17 protein-coding genes and 1 pseudogene are annotated in these 23,457 nt (G+C 40.9%); 2 read left to right on the top strand and 16 right to left on the bottom strand.

The window, feature by feature from the left end; genetic code table 11:
- Positions 1–15 precede the first annotated feature (15 nt).
- On the bottom strand, positions 16–1,491 hold the full coding sequence (gene tnpC, locus RM049_RS36875; RefSeq protein ID WP_322707756.1) for an IS66 family transposase: 1,476 nt from the start codon (positions 1,489–1,491) through the stop codon (positions 16–18).
- Between the two features lie 188 nt (positions 1,492–1,679).
- Between tnpC and RM049_RS36870 the strand changes: the two are divergent.
- A pseudogene (locus tag RM049_RS36870) lies at positions 1,680–1,922 on the top strand (XisI protein); the annotation flags it as partial.
- Here RM049_RS36870 and RM049_RS36865 read toward each other — a convergent pair.
- On the bottom strand, positions 1,891–2,337 hold the full coding sequence (locus RM049_RS36865; protein WP_322707755.1) for an REP-associated tyrosine transposase: 447 nt from the start codon (positions 2,335–2,337) through the stop codon (positions 1,891–1,893). The pseudogene RM049_RS36870 and the gene RM049_RS36865 overlap by 32 nt on opposite strands.
- Positions 2,338–2,598: 261 nt before the next feature.
- On the opposite strand from RM049_RS36865, the gene RM049_RS36860 reads away from it, so the two are divergent.
- The gene (locus tag RM049_RS36860) at positions 2,599–2,769 is read left to right on the top strand and encodes a hypothetical protein (RefSeq protein WP_322707754.1); all 171 of its coding nucleotides are present in this window, start codon (positions 2,599–2,601) and stop codon (positions 2,767–2,769) included.
- A 250-nt stretch (positions 2,770–3,019) separates the two neighbouring features.
- Here RM049_RS36860 and RM049_RS36855 read toward each other — a convergent pair whose 3' ends face one another.
- The 14 genes from RM049_RS36855 to RM049_RS36790 form a co-directional block, all read right to left on the bottom strand.
- Positions 3,020–4,228 (bottom strand): eCIS core domain-containing protein, encoded by a 1,209-nt coding sequence (locus tag RM049_RS36855; protein ID WP_322707753.1) that lies wholly within the window; start codon positions 4,226–4,228, stop codon positions 3,020–3,022.
- Positions 4,225–4,473, bottom strand: coding sequence for a hypothetical protein (locus RM049_RS36850; protein WP_322707752.1), 249 nt, complete (start codon positions 4,471–4,473; stop codon positions 4,225–4,227). The genes RM049_RS36855 and RM049_RS36850 overlap by 4 nt, the downstream gene beginning before the upstream one ends.
- Positions 4,470–6,563, bottom strand: coding sequence for an ATP-binding protein (locus RM049_RS36845; RefSeq protein ID WP_322707751.1), 2,094 nt, complete (start codon positions 6,561–6,563; stop codon positions 4,470–4,472). Before RM049_RS36845 ends, RM049_RS36850 begins: the two co-directional genes overlap by 4 nt.
- Positions 6,560–7,795 carry a DUF4255 domain-containing protein gene (locus tag RM049_RS36840; RefSeq protein WP_322707750.1) on the bottom strand — a complete coding sequence of 412 codons (1,236 nt, stop codon included), beginning with the start codon at positions 7,793–7,795 and terminating at the stop codon, positions 6,560–6,562. Before RM049_RS36840 ends, RM049_RS36845 begins: the two co-directional genes overlap by 4 nt.
- 5 nt (positions 7,796–7,800) lie before the next feature.
- Positions 7,801–10,173 (bottom strand): hypothetical protein, encoded by a 2,373-nt coding sequence (locus RM049_RS36835; protein WP_322707749.1) that lies wholly within the window; start codon positions 10,171–10,173, stop codon positions 7,801–7,803.
- Positions 10,170–10,922, bottom strand: a complete 753-nt coding sequence (locus RM049_RS36830) for a phage baseplate protein (protein WP_322707748.1) — start codon at positions 10,920–10,922, stop codon at positions 10,170–10,172. The genes RM049_RS36835 and RM049_RS36830 overlap by 4 nt, the downstream gene beginning before the upstream one ends.
- Before the next feature lie 50 nt (positions 10,923–10,972).
- On the bottom strand, positions 10,973–11,443 hold the full coding sequence (locus RM049_RS36825) for a phage tail protein (protein ID WP_322707747.1): 471 nt from the start codon (positions 11,441–11,443) through the stop codon (positions 10,973–10,975).
- Positions 11,444–11,462: 19 nt separating this feature from the next.
- Positions 11,463–13,013: a phage tail sheath family protein gene (locus RM049_RS36820; RefSeq protein ID WP_322707746.1), complete on the bottom strand. Its 1,551-nt coding sequence runs from the start codon at positions 13,011–13,013 to the stop codon at positions 11,463–11,465.
- Between the two features lie 514 nt (positions 13,014–13,527).
- A complete protein-coding gene (locus RM049_RS36815) occupies positions 13,528–14,034 on the bottom strand; it encodes a hypothetical protein (protein WP_322707745.1) in 507 nt (168 codons plus the stop codon).
- 412 nt (positions 14,035–14,446) lie between these two features.
- Positions 14,447–14,707 (bottom strand): hypothetical protein, encoded by a 261-nt coding sequence (locus RM049_RS36810; protein ID WP_322707744.1) that lies wholly within the window; start codon positions 14,705–14,707, stop codon positions 14,447–14,449.
- 70 nt (positions 14,708–14,777) lie between these two features.
- Complete coding sequence (locus RM049_RS36805; RefSeq protein ID WP_322707743.1) at positions 14,778–15,011, bottom strand: hypothetical protein; 234 nt, start codon at positions 15,009–15,011, stop codon at positions 14,778–14,780.
- A gap of 535 nt (positions 15,012–15,546) precedes the next feature.
- On the bottom strand, positions 15,547–16,065 hold the full coding sequence (locus RM049_RS36800) for a helix-turn-helix domain-containing protein (RefSeq protein WP_322707742.1): 519 nt from the start codon (positions 16,063–16,065) through the stop codon (positions 15,547–15,549).
- A gap of 211 nt (positions 16,066–16,276) precedes the next feature.
- Positions 16,277–16,534 (bottom strand): Mo-dependent nitrogenase C-terminal domain-containing protein, encoded by a 258-nt coding sequence (locus tag RM049_RS36795; RefSeq protein ID WP_322707741.1) that lies wholly within the window; start codon positions 16,532–16,534, stop codon positions 16,277–16,279.
- A gap of 611 nt (positions 16,535–17,145) precedes the next feature.
- Complete coding sequence (locus RM049_RS36790) at positions 17,146–23,388, bottom strand: AAA family ATPase (RefSeq protein ID WP_322707740.1); 6,243 nt, start codon at positions 23,386–23,388, stop codon at positions 17,146–17,148.
- Between the last annotated feature and the right edge of the window lie 69 nt (positions 23,389–23,457).

The raw sequence follows: 23,457 nt of genomic DNA, 5'->3' as shown, positions 1-23,457 counted from the left end.
TGTAAGGATTCAGGTCTAATATTGAGGAAGCAAAGAAGGACGAGACAGACTATTATTATTAGAGTCAGCCATTAGAGCTTGTGCAAAAAAATCAATTACAGACCTACCTTGACGGCGACAGGTTTGCACTACCGTCAACAAATTGGCAGTATGTTGAAACCGCTCCATCGAACGGGAACCACCACTAACTTTACGTTTGGTGACAGCTAAACGCAGCGATCGTTCAGCCTGATTGTTATCAGGAGGCACTTCAGGGTTATCCAGAAAATACCACCATTGATGAGCTTTATCGCGCAAAGAACGTAAAAGCTGCCCTGCTGTCGCTCCGGCTAAGTTAATCCATTGATCAATAGAGGATTGCAACTTGGATTTGAATTCATTGACCCAATCGTTATAAAGGCTGGAATCAAGAGTTTCAAACCATTGGGCGTAATTTCTAAAGGCTTCATCAATTAAATCAACGAATGCTTGACCAATAGCTTGGTTGTGAAGACCTGGAAGTTGAATTAATTTCTTGAAGTGACGGCGTAGATGTGCTAAACATTTCTGTTGGGCAACAGCTTGATAGCCGTTATAAACGCTAAAATCATCGCTGCTGAGTACGCCTGTATATTTAGTGCCCAAAATTGCTTCTAGTTCGGCTCTAGAACGAGTATCAGCCGCAGTAAATAGGCAGAATTCAGAATTGGCAACTACCCACAGCCATTCTTTAACTCCCTTGACTGACCAAGGTGTTTCATCCACATGAATGTTAGGCTGCGTCTGTTTTACCCAATCGCTTAATTCACTAATGCTTGGTTCTATTGCCCCAGTTATTCGTTCGTTGGTTGCAACTAACGTCCCCAGCCCAATATCGATTTGCCCCAATTCCCACAACATTTCTTGTTGTTTCTCATAGGGCATATGTGCATAGTTATTTGCCCATCCTAAAAACGCCTGTAATTTCACCCCTAAATCTTGTTCTGGGATGATATCTTGTGGCCAAGAGCCAGCTTGTAAATTGCCACAACACTCACACACGCAGGTGTGACGTTGATACTCCACTATTTCTATAGGACGTTCCACTAGTTGCGCTACCGCGTGTTTTTCTACTTTTACTGCCCCAGGAACAAATGCTTTTTGACCACAGTAAGCGCAATCCGTAGGACGTAAGATTTCATAACGGTCTACTCTGCCAAACCCCTTACGAGTCTTACCTTGATGCCCTGGCTGCCCACCTGGTTTCTTTTTTGGCTGATTTGATTGGTCTTGAGGTGGTGCTTTTTTGTTTTCGCTCTTTTTGTGGATGTCTTGTGATGGCGGTTTCGACGAATTAGAACTGTCTAAATCTCTACTGACTTTTAAACGTTCTATTTCTTGCTGTAGTTCTAAGATTATCTTTTGTAGCTCACTTATTACCTTGCTCTGCTCAATGATGATTTCCACCAGTTCTTCCTTCGATAACTGGTTCAAACTTTCTCGGTCTAAATCTTGAGGCAGGTTTTGGTTCATATCTGTGATACTCTCCCTCTACTGTCCCCTTTGTCAATACTCTGTCACCTGAATCCTTACATCGTTGATGCCGAAAATGAGGTGATTGTGCAATGGATAGATTAAAGCATTATCGTCAAATCATCTAAGAAGTTTTAACAGAATATCATCATCTCAATGAAAAATCGGGTTCTAAAACTGAAAGTGTTTTAGCCTTTGATGAAATACACGATCAGTATCTTTTGCTATTGATGGGTTGGCACAAAGATGAACGGATTAAAAGTGTGATGATTCATATCTGTTTAAAAGATGAGAAAATTTGGATTGAGGAAGATTGGACAGAAAATGGGGTGGCGACAGATTTGTTGCTCAAAGGGATTCCAAAAGAGGAAATTGTTTTAGCATTTCATCCACCTCATGTCAGACAATATACCGAATTTGCCAGTGCGTAGCCGCTTTGTAAAACCCTTTCTTCTGCGGTTTGGCAAAATCTCTATCATCGCGTATCAGATGTTCCCAAAATCGTCTTTGCCATAAATTGCGTTCTTGTCGTTTTTTTCGAGAAGTGGAAATATCAGCATTAATTTCTAATTCGCTTCCATACCTTTTGGTGACAAATGTTTTAATTAATCGCAGTCGAGTTGATAAATCGCTATCTCCTTCTGGTAAAGTCCATAAACAATGGAAATGATCGGGTAAAAGCACAAATGCGTCGATAGTGAAGGGATATTTTTGACGGACATGAGTGATAGCAGCGCGGAGTGCAAGGCGTGCGATGTCGGTAATCAGCCAAGGTTGGCGATTATGAGTAACTTGGGTGATAAAATAAGTACCACCAGGAAGTTTGGCTCGGCGGTAATTAGGCATAGGTATTCATTGATGAGTTGATAGTTTTAAAATACCCATTGTTGATGCCAAATCAATATCTGTCGATTGGGTGCGTTAGGCGTTTGTGGTAGGATATTTGACAAGCAATTTGGTTGTTTACGCCGTAACGCTGCATGAGATTGGTTCGGTGCGTTACTTCGTTAACGCACCCTACAAGATATGGGTACGCACTTAAGTAAAATCCATTCATACGTAGGGTGTGTTAGCACGGAGAGTACGACACCGATAATCAGCATATAGATGGTGCGTTACATTTCATTAACGCACCCTACAAGATCAGCGATCGCACTGTCGCTACAATATCAGGCGATCGCACTAAAACACTTCGGGGCGATCGCACGCACGTTTTCGCACTCTACAATAGTGGCGATCGCTAACGCATCCTACAATATCAAGCGATCGCACTTGTAACACAATTTATCGAAAGTCTAAATTTTCGGGAAACTCATTCTATAGTATCGAGTGATCGCCTACGGTCGCCATTGCCAAACTAACCGACAATATTAGCGTCTTGTTTCATTGCTTATCCTTAATTAGGCGATCGCATTTCAAGAGGCGTAGAATGGGCAAATTCTAATACTTTCATGTCCATTTACCCCACTTAAAACAGATGCGATCGCACTTCTTAACGCACCCTACAAGATCAGGCGATCGCACTATTTCACCCAACGATCTCGTAGTGGTCGATATTTCTATAAGTTTCGGCACTATAGCACCACGATAATATAAGCACGACGTTTGTTCTCCTCATCTGTGTTCTCTGTTGGTCTATCGTTAGATTTTGCATATTGATGACATGAACTTGTTCATCCTCTAACTCTAAATCCTCAGCATAAAAATTATCGTGATTGTATATTAAATTCCCTTGGGGATCACCATGACACCCAGTTAGTATTACTATGTCCCGATCATCGTCAGATTTTTCCAAATGCTCTTGAATTTGTTCAAATAAATTATCGATTTGCGAGTGCATCGTTACTTGTCTGGTTGCATATGTACCGTGTCCACTTACATCAGAAAAATCTACGCTATTCAAATTGAATCCATCTGTCAATGCCCTGCGTTGGAGCTCAGTCTTATTATCTGATTGCTGCACAACATGGGTCAACTCATGCGCCAACAACTCTTGCCCGCCCCGACTCCCTGGATTATATTCCCCCTGCCGAAAGAACACATCCTGTCCCGTCGTGAAAGCACGCGCCTGAATTGACCGATTCAACTGGTCAGATTGACCATCCGTGTGAACCTTCACCCCACTGAAATCTGCGCCAAACGCCACCTCCATCGGTTCCCGGATATTGTCTGCGATCGCCTGTCCACCACCTCTGGCACTATTAATAGCCGATGTCAAATCAGTTGATGCTTCCCCTCCACCAATGGCTTCCTGGCGCTGCACCTGGGTTTTCATTTGAAGTTCTTCCTCATCGTCAATCTCCACGCGTTGGATAGAATCTGCCAGGGATTTCATTTGCAGTTCTTCCTCATCCTCTGGCATTGCCTCACGTTGCACAGAAACCCCTGTGGATGATGGTGCATTAATCCTTTGTACTACTTGCGATGCGACCCGATCTGCTTCCTGTTCGTAGCGATCATCTGGTTCCCCGATAGTCAATTTTGCCTGGATAGGTGGCACTCTATAATTTTGGGGTTTTGTTGCCTGAAACTGCTGTGGTTGATTCGTACTAATAGGCACTTGGCTAAAGTCTTTGGAAAAAGCCCCATTACTTAATGTCAGTTCTTCTTGATCGTCTGTTGATTGCACCCCAGCGTCGGAAACCGATCGCACTGCTGCACGCTGTAAAATACCACTCCCTTGGGATTTATCACTTTTTTGCTGCTGATTATTTTGTGCAATTCTTTTACTAGTCATGGTTTCATTCCTCCATATATTCTTTGTGCAATTTGTTGTCCCATCTGAGTGAAATTCGTTCCAGGCTTTAGTTGAATAGCATCCGAAGGCACTACCCCACCTCCTTTCCACTTCTCTGGTATCCCTTCCGTGGCTAGCAATCGCCCCAACTCAGCCTCCACAGCCGCTTGCAACAACCGCCGCTGACTGGGAGACATAGCCATCCCCTCAAAAACCAGCTTTTCTATATCAATGTTGATATTCATCCCCTAACCCCCGTAGGTACTAAAACCCGAAAATCCGCTTCATTCACCGGTCGATCTAATTTGCGAAACTCACTCCGCGCTGCTGCTAACACCAACGCCATTGTCACATCTGTACCCCGTTGCACCGCCAAAAAAGCAGCATTCAAAGCCACATTGTGGATACTTGCACCAGTCAAATTCAAACGCGCCAAACGCTGATAATCTAAATTCTCTGTTGGTGTCTGTGGTGGAAACACCTTCTCCCACATCACCTGACGTTCAGCCACGCCTGGAAAGGGAAAATTGACAATAAACCGCAAGCGGCGCATAAAGGCTTGGTCTATAGAACTCTTAAGATTGGTTGCCAAAATTGCCAAACCGCGATATGCCTCCAACCTCTGCAACAGATAATTTACCTCAATATTGGCGTGGCGGTCATGACTATCTCTCACCTCAGAACGTTTGCCAAATAAAGCATCGGCTTCATCAAAAAACAAAATCGCCCCCCCATCTTCCGCCGCATCAAACAATCGCCGCAGATTTTTTTCTGTTTCTCCTATATATTTGTTAACCACCGCTGAAAGGTCAATGCGATAAAGATGGAGTTGCAAATCATTGGCTATCACTTCCGCAGCCATTGTCTTACCTGTACCGCTTTCCCCTGCAAACAAGGCGCTGATACCCATACCCCGATTCATGCGTTTATCAAAACCCCAATGTTGATAAACTTGACTACGCTGACGGATTTGTTCGGCTATTTGCTGCAATAAGTTTGTCTCTTCTGGTGGAAGAACAATATCATTCCAAGTGGCTTTGGGGTTGAGGCGTTGGGCGAGGGAATCCAACTGTGGGCGGGTACTAGCAAGACAACCAGACCATAAATGATTTTGGATTTTAGATTTTGGATTTTGGAGCCACTGCGTTGCGGAGGTTCCCTCCGTTGTAGCAAGTGGCGTGATTTTGGATCTGGGCAAACTCCCTGGCAAATCATTCTGATTATTAATTGCTGAATTAGAGCTTTCCGCCTGTGCAGTCTCCGCAATTTGCCTAATTGTCACTACATTCAGATTAAACTGACTAGCTAATATTCCCGCATACGACCGTGAAGAAGAATCTAGCACCGCCTCCCAGAGGACTTGTTGTTCTTGTGCTGTAGGTTTATCTATATCTACAACAATCGTTGGTAGCCCTAAATTCTGCCTTACTTCACGGGTATTTAGGAAAATTAATCCGCCAGTGCGGTTGAGAAACCGATGCAGGGGTGGTAATTTTCCTTCCTGATGCTGTTTCCCGTCAACCTCTTGGGCATCTAAATATAAAGCCAGGGGCAATAACAAGGTTTCCCGTTGCCAAAGGCGGGCAAGGGTTTCTAACTCACTGGCGTTGCTGGGCAATAGTTCCACGGGTAGCCGATAGATATATCTATCCATCTCGGCTACTACTTGCTGGGCTATTAGTTGTTTACTCTGGGAATCTGCCCCTACTAACTGAATCACTGGTAAAGGTTGCCCTCTGCCAGTTTGTGTCAGTTGTTGGATAATTGACTCCACAACAGTCTGCTGGGAATGGGGTAATTTTACCTCCAATTCCTCAGCCGCCAGTGGCATTAATAATGATGCCAAGCGATCATCTAAAATATTTAACCCTTTGATATAGTGAACAATTCTCTCATCAGCACGCAACGCACTACTAGTTAGTGCTTGCACTCCCGACTGGTGAATTTCAATCAATCGCCAGTAGCGCAAAGGACTTTCCCAAGAAAGGGCATTCCAAGCAGGTTCATCAAATAGGGATAAAGCGAGGGCAAATGTGGGGTAAGGCTGGTGGGGATTATCCTGTGCTTTGGCGCACAGTCGAGCTATACCTGGATCTAACTCCATAGCTACACATAACAGTAGCACCTGTTGCTCAAAGCGCGATAGCCCTAATTTATGGCTTAACAACATCAGCGCTGGTGGTGGATTCATCGCCTCCCCAGTGGGAAATTCTCTCACCTCTGGTATTTCTGCATCTGGTAATTTTGCCATTTCGTACAGACGCGATCGCAACCAAGCCAGCGCTTCCCCTAAGTATTCTTGGTTTTGTTGTAACCAATTATTCATGTCGTTCATACTATTGTCACCTTCTGATTCTGGTCGAAGGCTGGCGGTGTCACCGTCCGATCCACCAACAAACTATCTACGCCATCAATCCGCAACCTCACAAAATACTCATCCGGTGTTACCCCGGTAATCCGAAACTCCAGCCGGTCTGTGGTAGTTGTTCGGGGTGGTGCGACAATTTCGCGATCGCCCAACAATAAAGCCACCCGCTGTTCTGGTCGTACTTGGGGGCTACAAATCAGGGTTAGCGTCACCTCACCATTTGCATCCCGCGCTGCCTCCCGTGGTATAATATCCAAAATTCTTGGTGCTAGGGAAAAAGATAACTCATTGCTAGTCCGAATTTGTTCCCCAGTCCGGGTTACGCTCACTGCTACAGTATAAAAACCTGCAACCCAGTTAGCAGCTTCATCAGGCAATTGTACCCTGATATCTGTTGGCGTTCTCTCTGGCAGGGATGGTAATTCTACCGTAATTTCTCTACGGTTATTTGTAAATAATATAACTACAGTTTCACCATCTAAATTATAACCATTGACAATGAGAACATCACCCAACCTGGCACTAGCTTGCTGATTTGGCAACTGCACTGCCTGTAGCGTCGGTAAAAAAGACATCAAATCTGACCGCAGAATTGCCCCACTGTCATCACTTTGTCGTCTGATGGCTGGTAGCGGAGTTTTCGTAGTCAGTCCACTCTCAATCAATACTACTGACACCTCATAAGCTGCGGAAATTCGATAGGGAGACTGAAAAGTTGTCCACAGATTAAATGACTCTTCCACAGATAACGCTTGGTAAACAATTCGCAACTGTTCTTGTTGTTGGTCAAGGTCGTATGTGGTTGCAGGCAAAGCCGCTTTAATATCCGCAGGAGTGAGTATAGAATGGTCATGTAAAACACTCATAGCCAACCCCAGCAAGCGATGACTGGTAGGTTCTGGGTAATCATCACTCTGAGAGTAAGTAGTGAGCAAATAGTAGAGGTTTAACGGTAACAGTGGCTGTGCTGTTTCACCAGGCTTCACTTGGTCAGGTATATCCATGTTCCGCCAACCTGGGTTAATCTGGGTATGGTAAAGAAACAGATTTACCTGATTGCCGTTACTGATACTGTTATCTCGAACTTTATCCAAAGGTTTTGTGGTAACAACAGTCCCACCACCTTCGGTGTCAAATTTATGCTGTAGCAGGGAACGCAGTGTTGTTGTAACAGCTGCAATAGATAATGCATTACTCATATTACCTACCTCCCCCTAGAACGTTGGCGTAAGTATTCATCTAAACTCATCACAGGTGGTTTTGGTCGTGCTTTTGGTCGTGGTGGTGGCGGTATTGGGGACGGAGTGCGAATTTCCATAGAACCAATGGAAACTTTAATAGTTGGTGGTGTTGTTGAATTACCGAATGATTCCCCTTGTCGCTGTTCTTGTCTGCTGGCTGATAAAAAGACAGAACCGCGACGAGAATCATCATTTATCGGCTGAAGAATATTTTGGCTTGTCACCTCATCTGGAAAAGATAACGCGAAACCTAACCCCCTAGACCCCTTCCCATCATGGTTTGGGGGAGAATTCAAAGCTTCTGGACTTGCGGGAGAGAGGTTTTCCCGATTTTGTGAAAAGTCAGGAAGAATATTGGGTGTGCCAAGTGGTCTATCTTGAAAAAGTGAAGTAGGCTGTACAGATACAATCTCTTGCCTCGGTACTTGTACAGATGTGCGTTCTCTGCTTACTGGTTCTGAGTTTAGCTGATTTCGTGATTGTTCAGAACCGATCGCCTTTGGCGACAAGGGACGGGAATCGCTAGGATGAATTTTAACTGCTTGCTGTCCCAAAGATTCCGTTGCAGGCTGTGTTAATTGCGCCACCGCCGGATGTGGGAACCGAATATTTGTTTCCAGCGTTGGTGCAGGCGTTGACTGCTGTGTTTCTGCGCCCTGGACGAAGGATCTATCAGGGGCGATCGCCACAGACTGCGGTTGGGATTGATGGGAGTCCACTTGCGCCCTCATTACCTTTGACGATGGTGAGGATGGAACAAACCGATTGATTTCAATCCCTGGCTCTTTAGACAAAAAAAGTACAGGCTGCTTATGTGATTTTACTGGCAATGCTGATAAAGGAGTGATTGCTTCCACATTGCTACTCTCTTCCTGATGTAAAATTACCGATGTAATTTCTGCTCCCCTGCTGCCTAAACGGTAATCTTCAGGTGGATTAGGAGTAGCTGACCTTAACGGCTGTCTTTCCACAGTAGGCAACACTTTATCTGATGTGCGTATCACTACTGGTTCTGACTCTGGCATCGTCAGCGATTGTCCTGAAGATACCATCTCTTGCACCGTAAGAGAAACCGCAGCATGACTTTTAACTGCTTGCTGTCCTAAAGATTCCGTTGCAGGCTGTGTTAATTGTGTTACCGCCGGGAACCGAGTATTTGTTTCCAGCGTTGGTGCAGGCGTTGACTGCTGTGTTTCTGCGCCCTGGACGAAGGATCTATCAGGGGCGATCGCCACAGACTGCGGTTGGGATTGATGGGAGTCCACTTGCGCCCTCATTACCTTTGACGATGGTGAGGATGGAACAAACCGATTGATTTCAATCCCTGGCTCTTTAGACAAAAAAGGTACAGGCTGCTTATGTGATTTTACTGGCAATACTGATAAAGGAGTGATTGCTTCCACATTACTACTCCCTTCCTGGTGTAAAATTACTGATGTAATTTCTGTTCCCCTGCTCGTCTGCTCGTCTGCTCCCCTGCTGCCTAAACGGTAATCTTCAAGTGGATTAGGAGTAGCTAACCTTAACGGCTGTCTTTCCACAGTAGGCAACACTTTATCTGATGTGGGTTCTATCACTACTGGTTCTAACTCTGGCATTGTCAGCGATTTTTCTGAAGATACCATCTCTTGCATCGTAAGAGAAACCGCAGGATGATTTTTAACTACTTCCTGCCTGTTGGATGTAGCAAATGTTATTGGGGTGTTGACTATTTCTGGAATGATTTGATGTTCTGTATGTACTTGTAAATCTATTTCTTGGGGTTTTGGCGGTTCATTTTTCATCCCTATTTTGTACAAAGCCGTTGTTGGTTGTTCCACCGCCATTGGAAGTGTTAAAGGCTGTGTATCTAAAACATCTTTGACTTCCTGCATAATAGAGGTCATAGCGACTGACTCTGGTTGCGAGGAAGATGGTTGAGAATCGGACTTATCTGCTAAGAAAGAGGTTGCGGTTGGCGGTTGTTTCCAGTAGTGAGTAAGCCCTGGGGTTAAACTAGTTGATGGTGGATTGTTGATATCGCCGGATGTTTGCAATTGATTTGTGTTCGTCGTTCGCGGTAGCGTCTCCGTTCGCACAGCCATCGCTTGCAATTTTAATGGCTGCATAATGTCAGAGTTTGCTAATATCTGAGTCTGTGGACTTGTTTCTAACTCAGTTGTTATAGCGGAATCTCCACCACCCATGACAATCTCTTGGTTTATTCCCCAACTTTCCTCACTCCCCATTTCTGGCACAGACTCTGGTAAAAACCCAAATATTGACAGCAGAAAGGGTTGAACTGTATCGACCAGCTTAAGATTTTTTGCCACCAATTGGTTGAGATAATTGCTCATCTGTTCACCACCATATCTAAATACAGTTGTCGTCGTCTGGAACTCATAGTCAGAATGTCATTCTCATGCCAGCCATAAGCAGCAGATAGGGTATGCACATCGCGGAGAATGCGAAATGCCCAAGCATTAATTTCGCTCCAGAAGAAAGACACAATGTCAAACACTAATTGCCATTCATGACCGCAAGCAGGGCAAGAAGTATCCAGTGGTACATTTGCTTGCGGGTCAATTCGAGTCATCTCTGCAATAACTGCGTCGATCATATTGGATGGCAATTGGTCAAGTGACAAATTTTCACTGTTATGAGCAGAGGCTAAGATACAGCGCTCAAGCAAAACCTGGTGAGCAGTTTCTGGCTGTTTGTGAGTAGCGATCGCCATCATATCTAAGCTATTAGGAAGACGAAAGCTGATCTGATACTCGGCAAGCTCAAGAGAAAATTTTTCTACTGATTCAATTTGAGGTGATACCATACGGACATCTGCAACGTTAAAGTTGAGTTCCAAATGTTCACCACAGTTTGGACAGGCTGCTTGACTTGCCAGTTGCGAACCAAAAGTCCACTCCCGTAACGTCAGCAGCATTGCATCACGCTGACCAATACTCAGTTGGGTAAGCATATCTAAGGAAACTTCAGGACAAGCGGTAGCTAGTAGCCTTATAGCTCTAGACCAAGATGGCTGATTATGTCCCCAGTCCCAAATATTGAACAGTTCAAAGGCTGATAGCGATCGCATAGTTTGATACACCGTTTCACAGTTAACAGTTAACGATTAACCGTTAACTGTTGAAATCATCGTTAAGCCCTCTCCCACCCTTCATTTTCGAGTTTTATATACTCAATTGCAACAGCATTAGCACTAGCATCAAGATCAGGTAAAGCTTGATATTCCGAAACCCAGCAACCAAAAACGTTGTAAGAAGTCACCTTATTTTGATTGCCTTCGTCGTAAACCTCAATGATGATATCTTTACGGAAGTCTGCGAGGGAAACTTCTGGGCTACCACCAAGCGCCCAAACTTTCTTTGCCCACTCTTCAAACTTAGTATCTTTAGTAATACCCCGTTCTAACGTAATCGCATCGTACTTGGTTTGTCCAGGAGACTTATAGACAGTGCTAGGGTCCCCGCCTGTACGGTGTTCTATCACCTCAGTTGTGCGCTTAAGACCGCTGACCTTACTTACCGCAGCAACAACCTGACCCTCCATCCTGACTTTAAACTTGAAGTTTTTGTAGAAATCTAAACGAGTTCCCGAAATAGATGGCATATATTTTTGTCCTTTATCCTTAAACTGCTATTTGTCCGGCTATTTGCTGAATACTGATAATCACAAACTCAGCAGGTTTGAGTGGAGCAAAACCTACAACAATGTTGACAATGCCCAAATTGATATCATTTTGAGTTGTCGTTTCTTTGTCACACTTGACAAAATAAGCATCTTCAGGCTTCTGTCCTTGAAAAGCTCCTTGGCGGAACAAAGTATGCATGAAAGCCCCAAGATTCAGGCGAATCTGCGCCCACAGAGGCTCGTCATTCGGCTCAAAGACTACCCATTGAGTACCGCGATAAAGGCTTTCTTCTAAGAAAAGAGCTAAACGACGAACCGGAATATACTTCCATTCATCAGTAAGACGGTCATCTCCCTTCCGTGTGCGTGACCCCCAGATTACACGACCAAAAGCTGGCAGAGTTCGCAAGCAATTAATGCCCAAAGGATTCAACTCACCGTTTTCTGCATCTGTCAGAGGTACACTCAATTGCGGTACGCCCACTAGGGTTGCTTCTGTGCCTGCGGGAGCTTTCCACACTCCGCGCTGAACATCAGTGCGAGCAAATATACCAGCTATAGCACCGCAAGGAGCAAACTCTTCAATCGCGTTTTTTCGCAGAGGATTTGGTTGCTTAAGCCTGGGGAAAAACACAGCACCATAATTGGTCGTTGAACCGATATCACTATTAACGCCATTTCTAGCAGCGTCTTTATCATTCCACTTGCTTGGTGGGTCAATGATAAAAAAGGCTCGACGTTTTTCGCAATATTTAGCCGCTGAATCGACTAGAGAGTCATAATCTATATCCTTGTTGCCATCTTTATAGGGTGGAATGCAGAGAAGATTAAAAAGGTCAGCTTTTTCCAAAGCATAAAGACCTTGTTTTGCACCTTCTTTACCTTCTCCTGTAAAGTCTCCCACTTCTAGGGCAGTACCATCTGAACCATTATCAGCTTTAGTGTTAGTATCGTTATCAGCCCATAATTTCTTATTCGGATCTGGATTCCCATGAGCATTTGGTCTATCTGCTGGTAAAGCACCACTTACTCGCACGAAATTGGATTCATTTAACAAAACCATATCCACCCGTCTAGGGTGGTCAGTTTTCACCGCTACATTACGGAATACTTCGGTTTGACCCATTGCCTCATCTCGGATGGTGAGATTAAACAGGTCGTTTTTATCAGTTCCTTCATCATTTACTTCTTGGTCGATGCGAACTCTCAAAGAGTTACCCCAGATTCCTTCACCTGCTGCTTCTAGTTCAAGTCCATTAGCATTTAAGCTTGCCTTTTTAGCATCATGAACTAGTCGAACAATAATCGCTCGACTACCACCATTTAGATAAAAATCCCGCACAGCATAGCCAAGAGTACTGTTTAGCCACAGTCCTCCGAAAATGCGTTCAAAATCGCCGTAGCTGTTGATATTAATCGGCTCGTTAACAGGACCACGTTTGGCGCTTCCTATGAAAGCAGTAATAGAGGTAGATACGCCTGTAATCGTGCGTACACCACTGGGGATTTCTTGTATGTAAACGCCTGGATAAGTAGGTTGTATTGGCATTTTTGAGTTTTGATTGTTGAGAATATTTAGTTTGCTTGTTAACCTTTCGGTTAGTTCATACTACAGATAGTAACTTGAACAAATCCAGTTGATAACTAACTATTTTTAGGTAGTAAAAAAAAAGCTAATTAATTATTTTTATTTTTCATAAACTGTAGATTTTTAATAAAAAATAAATGTATTCTCTATTATCAAAAAAACAATAATTGGCAGTAAATTACTGCCAATGCTATAGCTTACTACTACTTACTATGTGTTTTATTAGTGGTAAATATGTAGTAAATCCTGATAATTTCTAACTCAAATTATTCATTTTTAACTATTAAAATTTTGAATTACATTTAACTAAAGCTAAAAAACTACATTGGTGCTATCTGGTATTTTATTCATTATTATAATTCTTGTTGTAGTGTCTAAGTTTGTTTTTACTACATATTTACCACTATCCATCTTCTTACTTCTCCCGCCTTTTTTCCTAATTTACATTAGGCATAATTATCGCCAGATATTTGCTTCACTCCCAAGTATAGTTAGCTAGTTTACCTAGAAATAAAACTGTTCCCATAGTATTCACGACCAGGGCAAAACTATTGTTAAACGAGTCCAATAGATGCCCCATATTTTTTTTACTATGTTGTGGAGTTTGTGGTTGAATAACTGCGAAATTTTCTGTTAAAAAAGTATCTAAACATTCACATTGTTCGACTATTTCTTGTTCATAATTTTCTGGGTTATCTTGCTCATATTGAGTTTGAGACAACGTGGAAAAAATCTTACCTGTTTGTTCAAGCTGATCTACAATCTGACTGACTAAAACCTGACTATTTTCATCAATGTCAGCTAGATTCGCCCCATTAATCAAAATCTCAGGCTCAGAATCTCCTACGAGGTTAAAGATATTTGTATTCTCTTTTTTCTCCTCAGCTTGATGGCAGTTTGTAGGCGGTACTCCCAAGACTTCTATTTCGAGGTCAATAGGCACTTTTAACATTAGAGAGATATTAAGTTTGCGTTTTTGCATGGAATCAATGGTTATAGAAATAAGTTTTAATAAATTCTATAGATTGTGTAATTCACATCTTGCATTATTATGCTTATTGCAATCATTTCGCCTCCCACAAAGGCAAGGTAATTCATCATACCGGATATTTTTTTATCGTTGGGAAGTTCCTTAAAACTAACTGTTGCAAGACAAGTAGTTAAACAAAATTAATTACACAATGTCATTGCGAATTGAGCGTTAGCGAAGCGCTTCGTTCGCAATGACTGTAATTAATTTTGCGTGGTTACTTATGAGCGTTCCACAAGGCGTAAATCAAAAGTATTAAAACCCCCTTACTAGTAATGAAAGAAACACATTTAGCTTGAAAAAATCAAATTATTACTAGGTAAAGGTGATAAAATGTGTTTCTTGAGAGTTATCCTAGTTATGGCTATGGTAGTATTTGTGAAGCGGGCAACTGCTGTCTACTATATCCATTTTGAGGAACACAAACAGGTGGAGTCGCTGTTACTTCTGGTTTGAGGTGGATATCTGATTCGAGATGAACGTGTAGTTTTTCCCTCACAGGCTCAACGGGTTTGATTACCAATGTTGGCTCGATGAAGATGGGAACGTTCAATTTAATAGGAACCGTAAATTCGCAAGCATTAGGGTAGTATTCACAGTTGTATTCAGAGTTGTATGTAGACATAATTTGGAATCCTTTTATGAAAACGAATTGTGTAAATTGATTATTGCGGTTATGATTGTTGCAGGGTCTATTAAACAGGCAACTGCTGTCTGTTATATCCGTTTTGAGGAACACAGATAGGTGCAGCCGCTGTTACTTCTGGTCTGAGGTGAATATCTGGTTCGAGATAAACGTGTACTTTCTCCCTCATAGGCTCAACGGGTTTGATTACCAATGTTGGCTCGATGAAGATAGGAACATTCAATTTAATAGGAACAGTAAATTCGCAGATATTAGGACTGCATTCGGGGTTGTATGTAGACATAAGTTGTACATTACTCCTTAAATAATCGATTGTTTGTTAACCCTTTCATTCTTTGCTAGTATCAATAGTATCCTTTGAATATTGGATTGCTAATTAATTATTTTTCGGTATCAAGAGAAGAGTTAATTAATTATTTTTTGGATTTTGAATATTTTTCCAAAAGCCAATGCCCTTCGGGTGCTCTGTATTGAGGCAAGTGATATCAAATCCGGTTAAATGCACATACACTACTATTTTTTGGCGATGGCACTTTCCGCGTTGGCATCGCAGAAGTTTTCAGTCTGCTGACTTTCTGACTTTTCACGGTAAGTCCTCAAGCCCTGAAAAAGCGTGGCTTTTTCCACAGGCTAATTATCAATAGCTCCCTTGTTAATGAGAATATTCAACGGAAAAATCAGGGCTTAAGAAACGCTCAAAATGACCTTTTCCACATCCCGTGAAAAGTCAGGCTGACTTTAGCTAAACAATCACGGTAGTCACAAAATATAAGACTTGTTTAACTAGCAATGCCTTTTAATGGTTGCAGTATTGGGTTCTAAGCTACTTTACAACGTTGTACTTCTCTCCAAGCACGGGGAGTATTTTGATAGTAATCACGAAACTGGCAGTAGAAATGATTGATATTTTGATAGCCTACTTTTAAAGCAATTTCATCAACGGAATCATTAGTTTCTAAAAGTAAGGTGCTTGCTTCTGCTATCCGACGCTCAATAATCCAATTATTCACGGTTTTCCCGGTAAGTCTTCGCACTAAGTCAGTTAAGTAAGCTGAGGAATAACCAACTGCTTGAGCTACTTCTTTCAGTCTAATACTTTGATGATAATTCAATTCAATGAACTCGAAAACTTCACTCAGTCGTGGAATAGATGGAAATATGGACTTCTGAGTACTTGATTTTTTACTTTCAGTGGTAGTAGATAATTTCTGATGTACTAACTGAACGTTAACAAGACCATTTTCTGTGATAATTACCTCAAACCCTGCTGTCTCTAAGCATTTCATTAAGAGGTTTTTGGTGTCAGGATGTTCATCAATTAATAAAATATTGCTCATACTTTCTCCTGATATTTATTTTTTTTGAATACCTTGAGCATGACGAAGCGATGAAGCAAGCACTTTGCCCTCACGGTCGTTTTTCTTGCCTGCTGACTAAACAAATAGTCAATTTTGTTACCTGAGTTTTTTTGTTTGGCAATGTCAGATTATGGATTACTGATACTATGTAACCGATTCAGCCTACTTTTCTCACACCGATTTCATCCCATTAAGTGTTTGAGTTTAGGTGAGTAAGGTAGCAAATAGCGCGAAAACGTAAACTAATTAACTGCTCATACAGAGGATTGAGCTTACACAAGGGTGGTATATGGATAATTAAGTTCCCAAATAGTTTGATGTCACTTTCAAATGGGCAAGAAGCTGGGATTACTCGGCACAATAATTGCGCCAATTTGGAATTATGGATTTCCATAGCATCGAGCTTTTGTCGTATCGGTAAAAATAAATCTGATTTATGTGTATTCATGCTGAATTTTCTTTTGGTTGGTGAAAGTCTTAGACTTACCAAAATAGCAATTGTTCTAAAAAAATAGCGATCACAAAGATCAGCTACATATTGAATTGCCATCTTTGCACTCACAATCTTTGTTTTCAGAAGGTTCAGCCTGTTTGAACCCCATATATTCATCAAACTCCACTGCTAACTGAGTTCAAACCTGAGATTTACTGACTTCTTTCTGACTTGTGACTAATTTTGTTATGACTTATCTCTTGTATAATTCTTATAATTGGATAAGATTTTGCACACTCAAATAGGTTATAATTCAGATTACCTTGACAAAGCCAAACTTGCACTCAGACGTAAAGGCTTTCCCAGCCAACGCTCTTTGCCTGAAGAGCAGGGCGGCCGCATCATGTCAATAAGACTAGCAGATTCTCAATAGACTCAAAAATAATCTCATTAACCCCTACTTATTGACAAATATTTTAGCGATCGTTTTGAGCCTTGGAAAATAAATCAAGCCAGAAATACTGATTTTTTGTTGGGTCTTAATCTTGGTCGCGCTCAAGAGTACTTTAGATGCGTTTGCCCTGGTCTGAAGAGGTAGGCGAAAGAGAATATCAACAAACTCCTTCCTAAATGTGCAAATCAACCCAACTGCGGTTAAAAATCAATTTATAAATACGGTTCTGGACTCTCAAAATTCCCTGTTGTTTGACTACTAAACCTGACAAGAGCAATTCCTTTTCCTCTGGGCTGTCAACGGTGATAACTTCTTCCTGATGCAAAACTTGTCGAAAAATTTCTAGTAGTTGAACAGATTTGTTACTCTTGAGAAGACGATCGCGGATGGTTCTCAAATGTTCTGGCTCATCCTGAGATTCCCAATTGTCTATTATATTCGTCCGCACTAAATTCTCAATCCAGGAGACTTCACCGCCATTGGGAATGGGAGATGAAGTATTGCGGATGAGCTTACAGAGTTTTTGGGTAAGAAAAGGCTGCCCGTTCGTCCAGGCTAAGATTTCTTTAAGCACGGTTTGCGGATTACTCACTTTTTCTGCCAATCCTTGTAGCAACGGTTGGGCTTCATGCTCTTTAAAACCCTCCAGTTGAATAAACTGACCAATGTTAAAGGGGGTTGTTTGGATATTACTAATTAAATCTGAGGGGGTAGCAACACCAAAAAAAGCAAAAGTCAAACGCTGATACTGTGGATTGAGACTACGCTGGTTGTAGCAGTAGCGAATTAGGGTAAAAAAGTCATTAACTGCGAAATTTAAACCTAAGACACTATCAATTTCATCGATAAAAATGACCAGTTGTTTGGAGGGAATGTCATTTTCTATCCCGGCTTCTACTAGCAGGACTTCTTCGATAAATTCACTCAACCGCTGAACTGGAGAAATATCATCTCGCTCTTTCCACCAAGCTTTTAGGTTAACTTTGCTTCGTAAACCCAAACGTCGCCCTAACTCAAAGGCTAATCCATTATACCATTGATCAGGAGTAACATTTTCACTGCCAATGCGGGTCATATCAATCGGCGCACAACAAACCCCCTCGTGCTGGAGATGGTGAATCATGCGTACCATGAGGCTGGACTTTCCCATCTGCCGGGGATTGAGAACGTAGCAAAACTCTCCGCGCTTCAAAGCTTTGTAGAGGTAACGATCTGCGGAACGCACTACATAAGTGGAAGCATCCATCGGCAAACTTCCTCCCACTTGATAGTCAAAGGTGCTGGCTTGTTCGGTACTTCTGAGTAACTCGTTTTCAAATAGCAGTTCTGCTTGGGTGGCTTTGAGAATTTCTAGAGTTTGTGAGAGTTCTTGTGTGCGTTCTGAAACTTTTTGTTCCAGGGTGCGGCTGTACTCAGCTAAGTCGTCTTTGGCTTGCTGTAGATCGATATTGTTGAGTTCTAGCTCATAGGTAAACTGAATCCGTTCTTCTTCTGAGCGTTTGCGTTCGGTGATGTCTTGAAAGGCGGCTATAGCGTAGACAATTTGACCATTATCATCAAAAATTGGGGTGGCTGAAGCCTCTAAGGGAATAATCTTGTCAGCTTGATGAATCTCAAGATCGTCAATGGTTGTGCTTTCGCCGTTCAAGGCTCTCATGATCGGCTGCTGTTCGGTGGGGTACAATTGCTCCGTTCCTGCTAAATAGCCTTGATAAGTCTCGGTCAATTGAGTAGTCGTGCCTTCGGGTACGATGCCCATACCAAGTATCTGTTGAGCAGTCTGATTAGCATAGTAGGGTTGACCCTTGGCATTAATGACAAATACGCCCACTGGCATGGCTTCTAAAAATTGATTCAGCCTTCTCTCGTTTTCGTGCAAAGCTACATAGAGTTGGGCATTTTGAAGTGAAATAGCTGCCTGAGAGGATAGAAGTTTTAGAATTTCTAGGCGACCTGGTGTAAATGCGCCTGTTGTGAGATTATTTTCTAAATATAAAATGCCGCTCAGTTTGCCTTGATTGACTAGGGGAGTGCAGAGAATGGATTTGGGTTGAGTGGCGACAATGTAAGAGTCAGTGGTAAATTTTCCCTCATGAGCAGCATCATTTAAAATTACATTTTCTTGGGTGCGAGCAACATAGTTGATGATGGCAGATGACAGGAGGGGGAGTTGAGTGGAGTCATCTACAAAGTCTACTGGAATAGATTGTAGTATATTAACATCATCAGAATCTACTGTCCCTTCAGCTTCAATCACCCAGTTATCTTTTTTATCGAGAAGCAGGAAGCCTTTCTGAGCCCCTGCATTCTCAATCATTATTTTCATTAACTTTGCCAGCAATTTGTCCAGAAGAATTTCGCCAGCTACGGCTTGCGATGCTTTGATAACTGTTGTCAAGTCTAGTAATTCTACATCACTGCCAGGAATAGAGTCTATCGTGCTAATGCCCATAAACTTCGTTCGTTTTGTTGCCCCCGCAAAAAAATGTGAGTATTTGGATTCTAAATCTTTAACTTTAGTTCTTGCTCCCCAGTAAGCATAACAATCGTGTGCATTCTTCATATATAACTGCCCGATTTCATCTCGGGCAAGAGAGAGGTAGAACTCTGCGGCACGTTCATAAGCTAGAGCTTCTTCATGAATAAATCCCTGTTTTTGAGCTCCTTGAATAGCTTTTTCATAAAATTCTTGGGCTAACCACTTCTGTTTTAATACTCGTGCTTTCTCTGCTTCTATCAACTCATATTTGTGTTGACAATTTTCTGGGCAATGAGCAGCCCATGTCTTCATTTTTTCTTGATTTAACGATACTTTTTCTAAAAATCCCTCTGGGAAATTATTTTCTACATCAAAGCAACAAGCCAGCAGAGCCAGAGAGTAGTAAAAATTATGTTGTACTGCAACTATATAAGAGGTACAACTGTCTGCATTATTTTTTGCTTGAATAGCATAATTAACAGCTTGGTGATATTTGCGAAATAGATAAGATAAAATTGTTTTTACTAAATAAGCACTAAATAATAACCACACAGCTTGATTTTGAGTCCATTGTTCGAGCAATTTTTGCTCTTCTGCTAGAGAATTTCCAATCACTGCAAAATTTTCATTTTGAGAATCACTTGTTAAATTGGTAACAATAGTTCTACAATTCTTCATGTAGAAAATTGTATATTGTTGCTTAAGTTTAATATTTAAATCAATATATTCTTGATACTTATGACTTAATTCTTCAAGATTATACCCACTAAATATTAAAAATAAGCAATATGCTGAAGCTGCATAAGAAGTATATTCAATATGTCCTGTATCTAATCCTATGTTAATAGCTTCCTGCAAGGTTTCGATTATGTTACCGTTATTAATTGGTTCTTTCCAGTGCCGAATAAAACCAGCCGTATAATGCAATACAAGAGGTTTAGCTTCTTTAATATTAGATTTTTCTAATAAGTTTAAAGCCAATTGACCAAATCGGTATCCAATATCAATATCTTGGATCATTCCACACAAAAGCTTGCCATAAAAAGTATAAACACTACTAGCTTGAGGCGGATTACCATACTTAATACAAAGATTGACCGCAGTTAATGTAACCAGAGAGAATAAAAGAGGATTACTAATAATTGTCGCAGTAGTAACAATCATTAAAATTCTTACAGATGCAAGTTTATATGGATCTGTCATTGTTGGTAAATTAGACAAATCCTCAATTTGCCTGTCTTGCAACAGAAATTTTATAGCTACTTGTTTTTTATTAATATGATTTGTATCTGGTATTTGAGGTAGATAAATTCCTAGTTGTGCTAAAACTTCCTGTGCAGTATCTATAGCCAATTGCATTTGAATTTTAGCAATATAGGATTGAATTTTTAGCTCATAAACTCTCAACTTATCAAGAAGGGATTTAGCTTTTTTCAAAACAATATTAGACAGGTTTTGAGCTGCTTCAAATTGAGTATTCAGGTATTGTAATTCTACAGCTTCTATATGAAGAGAGAGTATTAATTTATACTGAGTATCCCAACTCTGTAATGACAACAATTCTAAGCCAATTTCTATATATTTAATAGCTGTTTCGTAAGCTGCTGCATTCTTAGCTTTCTTACCTGCAATTAAATTTAGACGAGCTAGCTTATCTTTTTCTGTTTGAGTAGTAATTAAATATAAACTTATATTTAAATGATTAATGATATTAAATATATTTTCTTCTAATTTATTTTGTGTAGTATTTTCTAATAAAAGTTGACCTACTTTGAAATGAACTTCTTGCTTTTGCTCATCTGGGATTAACGTATAAGCAGCTTGCTGAACTCGGTCGTGCAAAAATTTATAATAGATAGAAGATGGAAAATCAGGGATAATAGCAGAAGATATTTCTGAACGATAAGTCTTCTGTTGATTGCAGAGAATCGGAATTTTATAAGCCTCATCACTAAGAGGTATAATTAAGCCTTCTCGAATAGCTAGTAAAAGTTCAATAGCTGTCTCTAGAAGAGATTTCTTACTAATTACAGAAAGTACATCTAAATCAAATTGGTTCCCGATACAAGCAGCTAACTTTAAAATTTCTTGGGCACTCTTATCTAATCTCTCAATTTTAGTGACCATCAAATCAACTACGTTATCAGTTATCTCTACCTTTTTAATTTCTGCAATACTCCATTGCCAACGACTAGTACTAAAATTAAATAACAAAAATTTTTGTGTATATAAAGTTTGAAGTAGCTGAGTCACAAAGAAGGGATTGCCATTAGTTTTATTAAATACTAGTTTGGCTAAACTTTTTGACTCTTCTATTGAGCAGCTAAGTGTATCGGCAATTAATTCTTGGACATCCTCTAAGTTCAACTGATGGACGTTAATTTTACTTATATTAATACCAGCACTTTGAATTTTATCCAAAGTTTTCATTAAAAAATGAGTGGGGCTGACTTCATTATCTCGATAGGCTCCAATCATCAAAAGGTATTGGCTATTGATATTAGTTATCAACAGTTCAATTAACTTCAAGGAAGCAGAATCTGCCCACTGTAAATCATCTAAAAAAATAACTAGAGGATGTTCTTTTTTTGTAAACACACCAAGGAATTTTCGCAAGACTAAGTTGAAGCGATTTTGGGATTCAGTTGGACTTAACTGTGCTACCGAAGGTTGTTTTCCAATAATTAATTCTACTTCGGGAATAACATCAATAATTACTTGACCATTAGTTCCAATTGCTGCTAGTAACTTTTGTTTCCATATGTGCAGTTGCCTATGGCTTTCTGTGAGCAATTGCCGAATCATGTCTTGAAATGCTTGTATAAGGCAAGCGTAGGGAATATTTCTTTTAAATTGGTCAAATTTACCAGAGATAAAATACCCTTTTTTTTGGACAATTGGTTTATGGATTTCATTTACTAAAGCTGACTTACCGCTACCGGAATAACCAGCTACAACAATCATTTCTGTGGAACCTTGACTAACCATCTCGAAAGTTGTTAATAGCTGGTCTATTTCACTTTTTCTACCATAGAGCTTTTGCGAAATTTTAAAATTATTTGAAATATCCTGACTTCTTAAAGTAAAATTAAAAATATCACCAAAATTTTCTAGTTGACTTAGACAAGTTTTTAAATCTGCTACTAGTCCACCAGCACTTTGATATCTCTCTTCTGAAGTTTTCGCCATTAGTTTCATGACTATGTTTGAAACAATCTTGGGGAAGCGTTCTTCTCCTGCTAAGAGATGGGGTAGTACAGGTTGTTTAGCGATATGACAATGCACCAACTCCATAGGATCTGTGGTTGTAAAAGGAAGTTGATGGGTAAGCAGTTCATAAAAGGTGACACCTAGGGAATAAAAATCACTCCGGTAATCGATCGCTCGGTTCATTCTTCCGGTTTGCTCTGGCGAAATATAGGCTAAGGTGCCTTCTAAGTGTTTAGGATCGCTAATCGTCGGATTTTCCCACGATAAAATGCTGGAAATGCCGAAGTCGATGATTTTGAGTTGCCCGGTTTCTGGGTTATAAACGATATTAGACGGGTTAAGGTCCTTGTGAATGATATTGGCGGCGTGAATATTACCTAAACTTTCAGCAATCTTGATCGAAATGGTAAGAAAGTCTTTCAGTGTAAATTGGCGCTCTGTAATCAATTTTTCTAAGGATTCTCCGCCAAAATCTTCCAAGATTATGAGTAGACTGTTCTGATATCTCTGCAAGCCATAAGTTTTGATCGCACCATCCAGATTTAGGGAGCGAGTGAGTTCATATTCCTGCTTATATCTAGTGAGTTCTGACGGAGTAGGATATTCCTCTTTAAGAATCTTAAGGATAATGGGCTGATTATTATGAGCATTTATAGCTCGATAGACTAATGAATTAGAACTTTCGTAGATTTTGGCAATAATTTGGTAGCCAGTTGGAGTGCTCATAGTTTGATTTCTGGGTAAGGATTCAGGTCTAATATTGAGGAAGCAGAGATGGGCGAGACTGGTAATTAA

The organism is Nostoc sp. DedQUE04 (genome assembly GCF_034530995.1).
Classification (GTDB): domain Bacteria; phylum Cyanobacteriota; class Cyanobacteriia; order Cyanobacteriales; family Nostocaceae; genus Nostoc.
This window is presented reverse-complemented; position numbering and strand designations above follow the sequence as displayed.

Bases quoted from the DNA above. Each gene is read 5' to 3' on its own strand.
- RM049_RS36825 (WP_322707747.1), bottom strand. From the start codon at position 11,443: ATGCCATCTATTTCGGGAACTCGTTTAGATTTCTACAAAAACTTCAAG.
- RM049_RS36790 (WP_322707740.1), bottom strand. From the start codon at position 23,388: ATGAGCACTCCAACTGGCTACCAAATTATTGCCAAAATCTACGAAAGT.
- RM049_RS36840 (WP_322707750.1), bottom strand. From the start codon at position 7,795: ATGAGTAATGCATTATCTATTGCAGCTGTTACAACAACACTGCGTTCC.
- RM049_RS36860 (WP_322707754.1), top strand. From the start codon at position 2,599: ATGGTGCGTTACATTTCATTAACGCACCCTACAAGATCAGCGATCGCA.
- tnpC (WP_322707756.1), bottom strand. From the start codon at position 1,491: ATGAACCAAAACCTGCCTCAAGATTTAGACCGAGAAAGTTTGAACCAG.
- RM049_RS36855 (WP_322707753.1), bottom strand. From the start codon at position 4,228: ATGACTAGTAAAAGAATTGCACAAAATAATCAGCAGCAAAAAAGTGAT.
- RM049_RS36795 (WP_322707741.1), bottom strand. From the start codon at position 16,534: ATGAATACACATAAATCAGATTTATTTTTACCGATACGACAAAAGCTC.
- RM049_RS36805 (WP_322707743.1), bottom strand. From the start codon at position 15,011: ATGTCTACATACAACCCCGAATGCAGTCCTAATATCTGCGAATTTACT.
- RM049_RS36845 (WP_322707751.1), bottom strand. From the start codon at position 6,563: ATGAACGACATGAATAATTGGTTACAACAAAACCAAGAATACTTAGGG.
- RM049_RS36865 (WP_322707755.1), bottom strand. From the start codon at position 2,337: ATGCCTAATTACCGCCGAGCCAAACTTCCTGGTGGTACTTATTTTATC.
- RM049_RS36810 (WP_322707744.1), bottom strand. From the start codon at position 14,707: ATGTCTACATACAACTCTGAATACAACTGTGAATACTACCCTAATGCT.
- RM049_RS36820 (WP_322707746.1), bottom strand. From the start codon at position 13,013: ATGCCAATACAACCTACTTATCCAGGCGTTTACATACAAGAAATCCCC.
- RM049_RS36850 (WP_322707752.1), bottom strand. From the start codon at position 4,473: ATGAATATCAACATTGATATAGAAAAGCTGGTTTTTGAGGGGATGGCT.
- RM049_RS36800 (WP_322707742.1), bottom strand. From the start codon at position 16,065: ATGAGCAATATTTTATTAATTGATGAACATCCTGACACCAAAAACCTC.
- RM049_RS36835 (WP_322707749.1), bottom strand. From the start codon at position 10,173: ATGAGCAATTATCTCAACCAATTGGTGGCAAAAAATCTTAAGCTGGTC.
- RM049_RS36815 (WP_322707745.1), bottom strand. From the start codon at position 14,034: ATGCAAAAACGCAAACTTAATATCTCTCTAATGTTAAAAGTGCCTATT.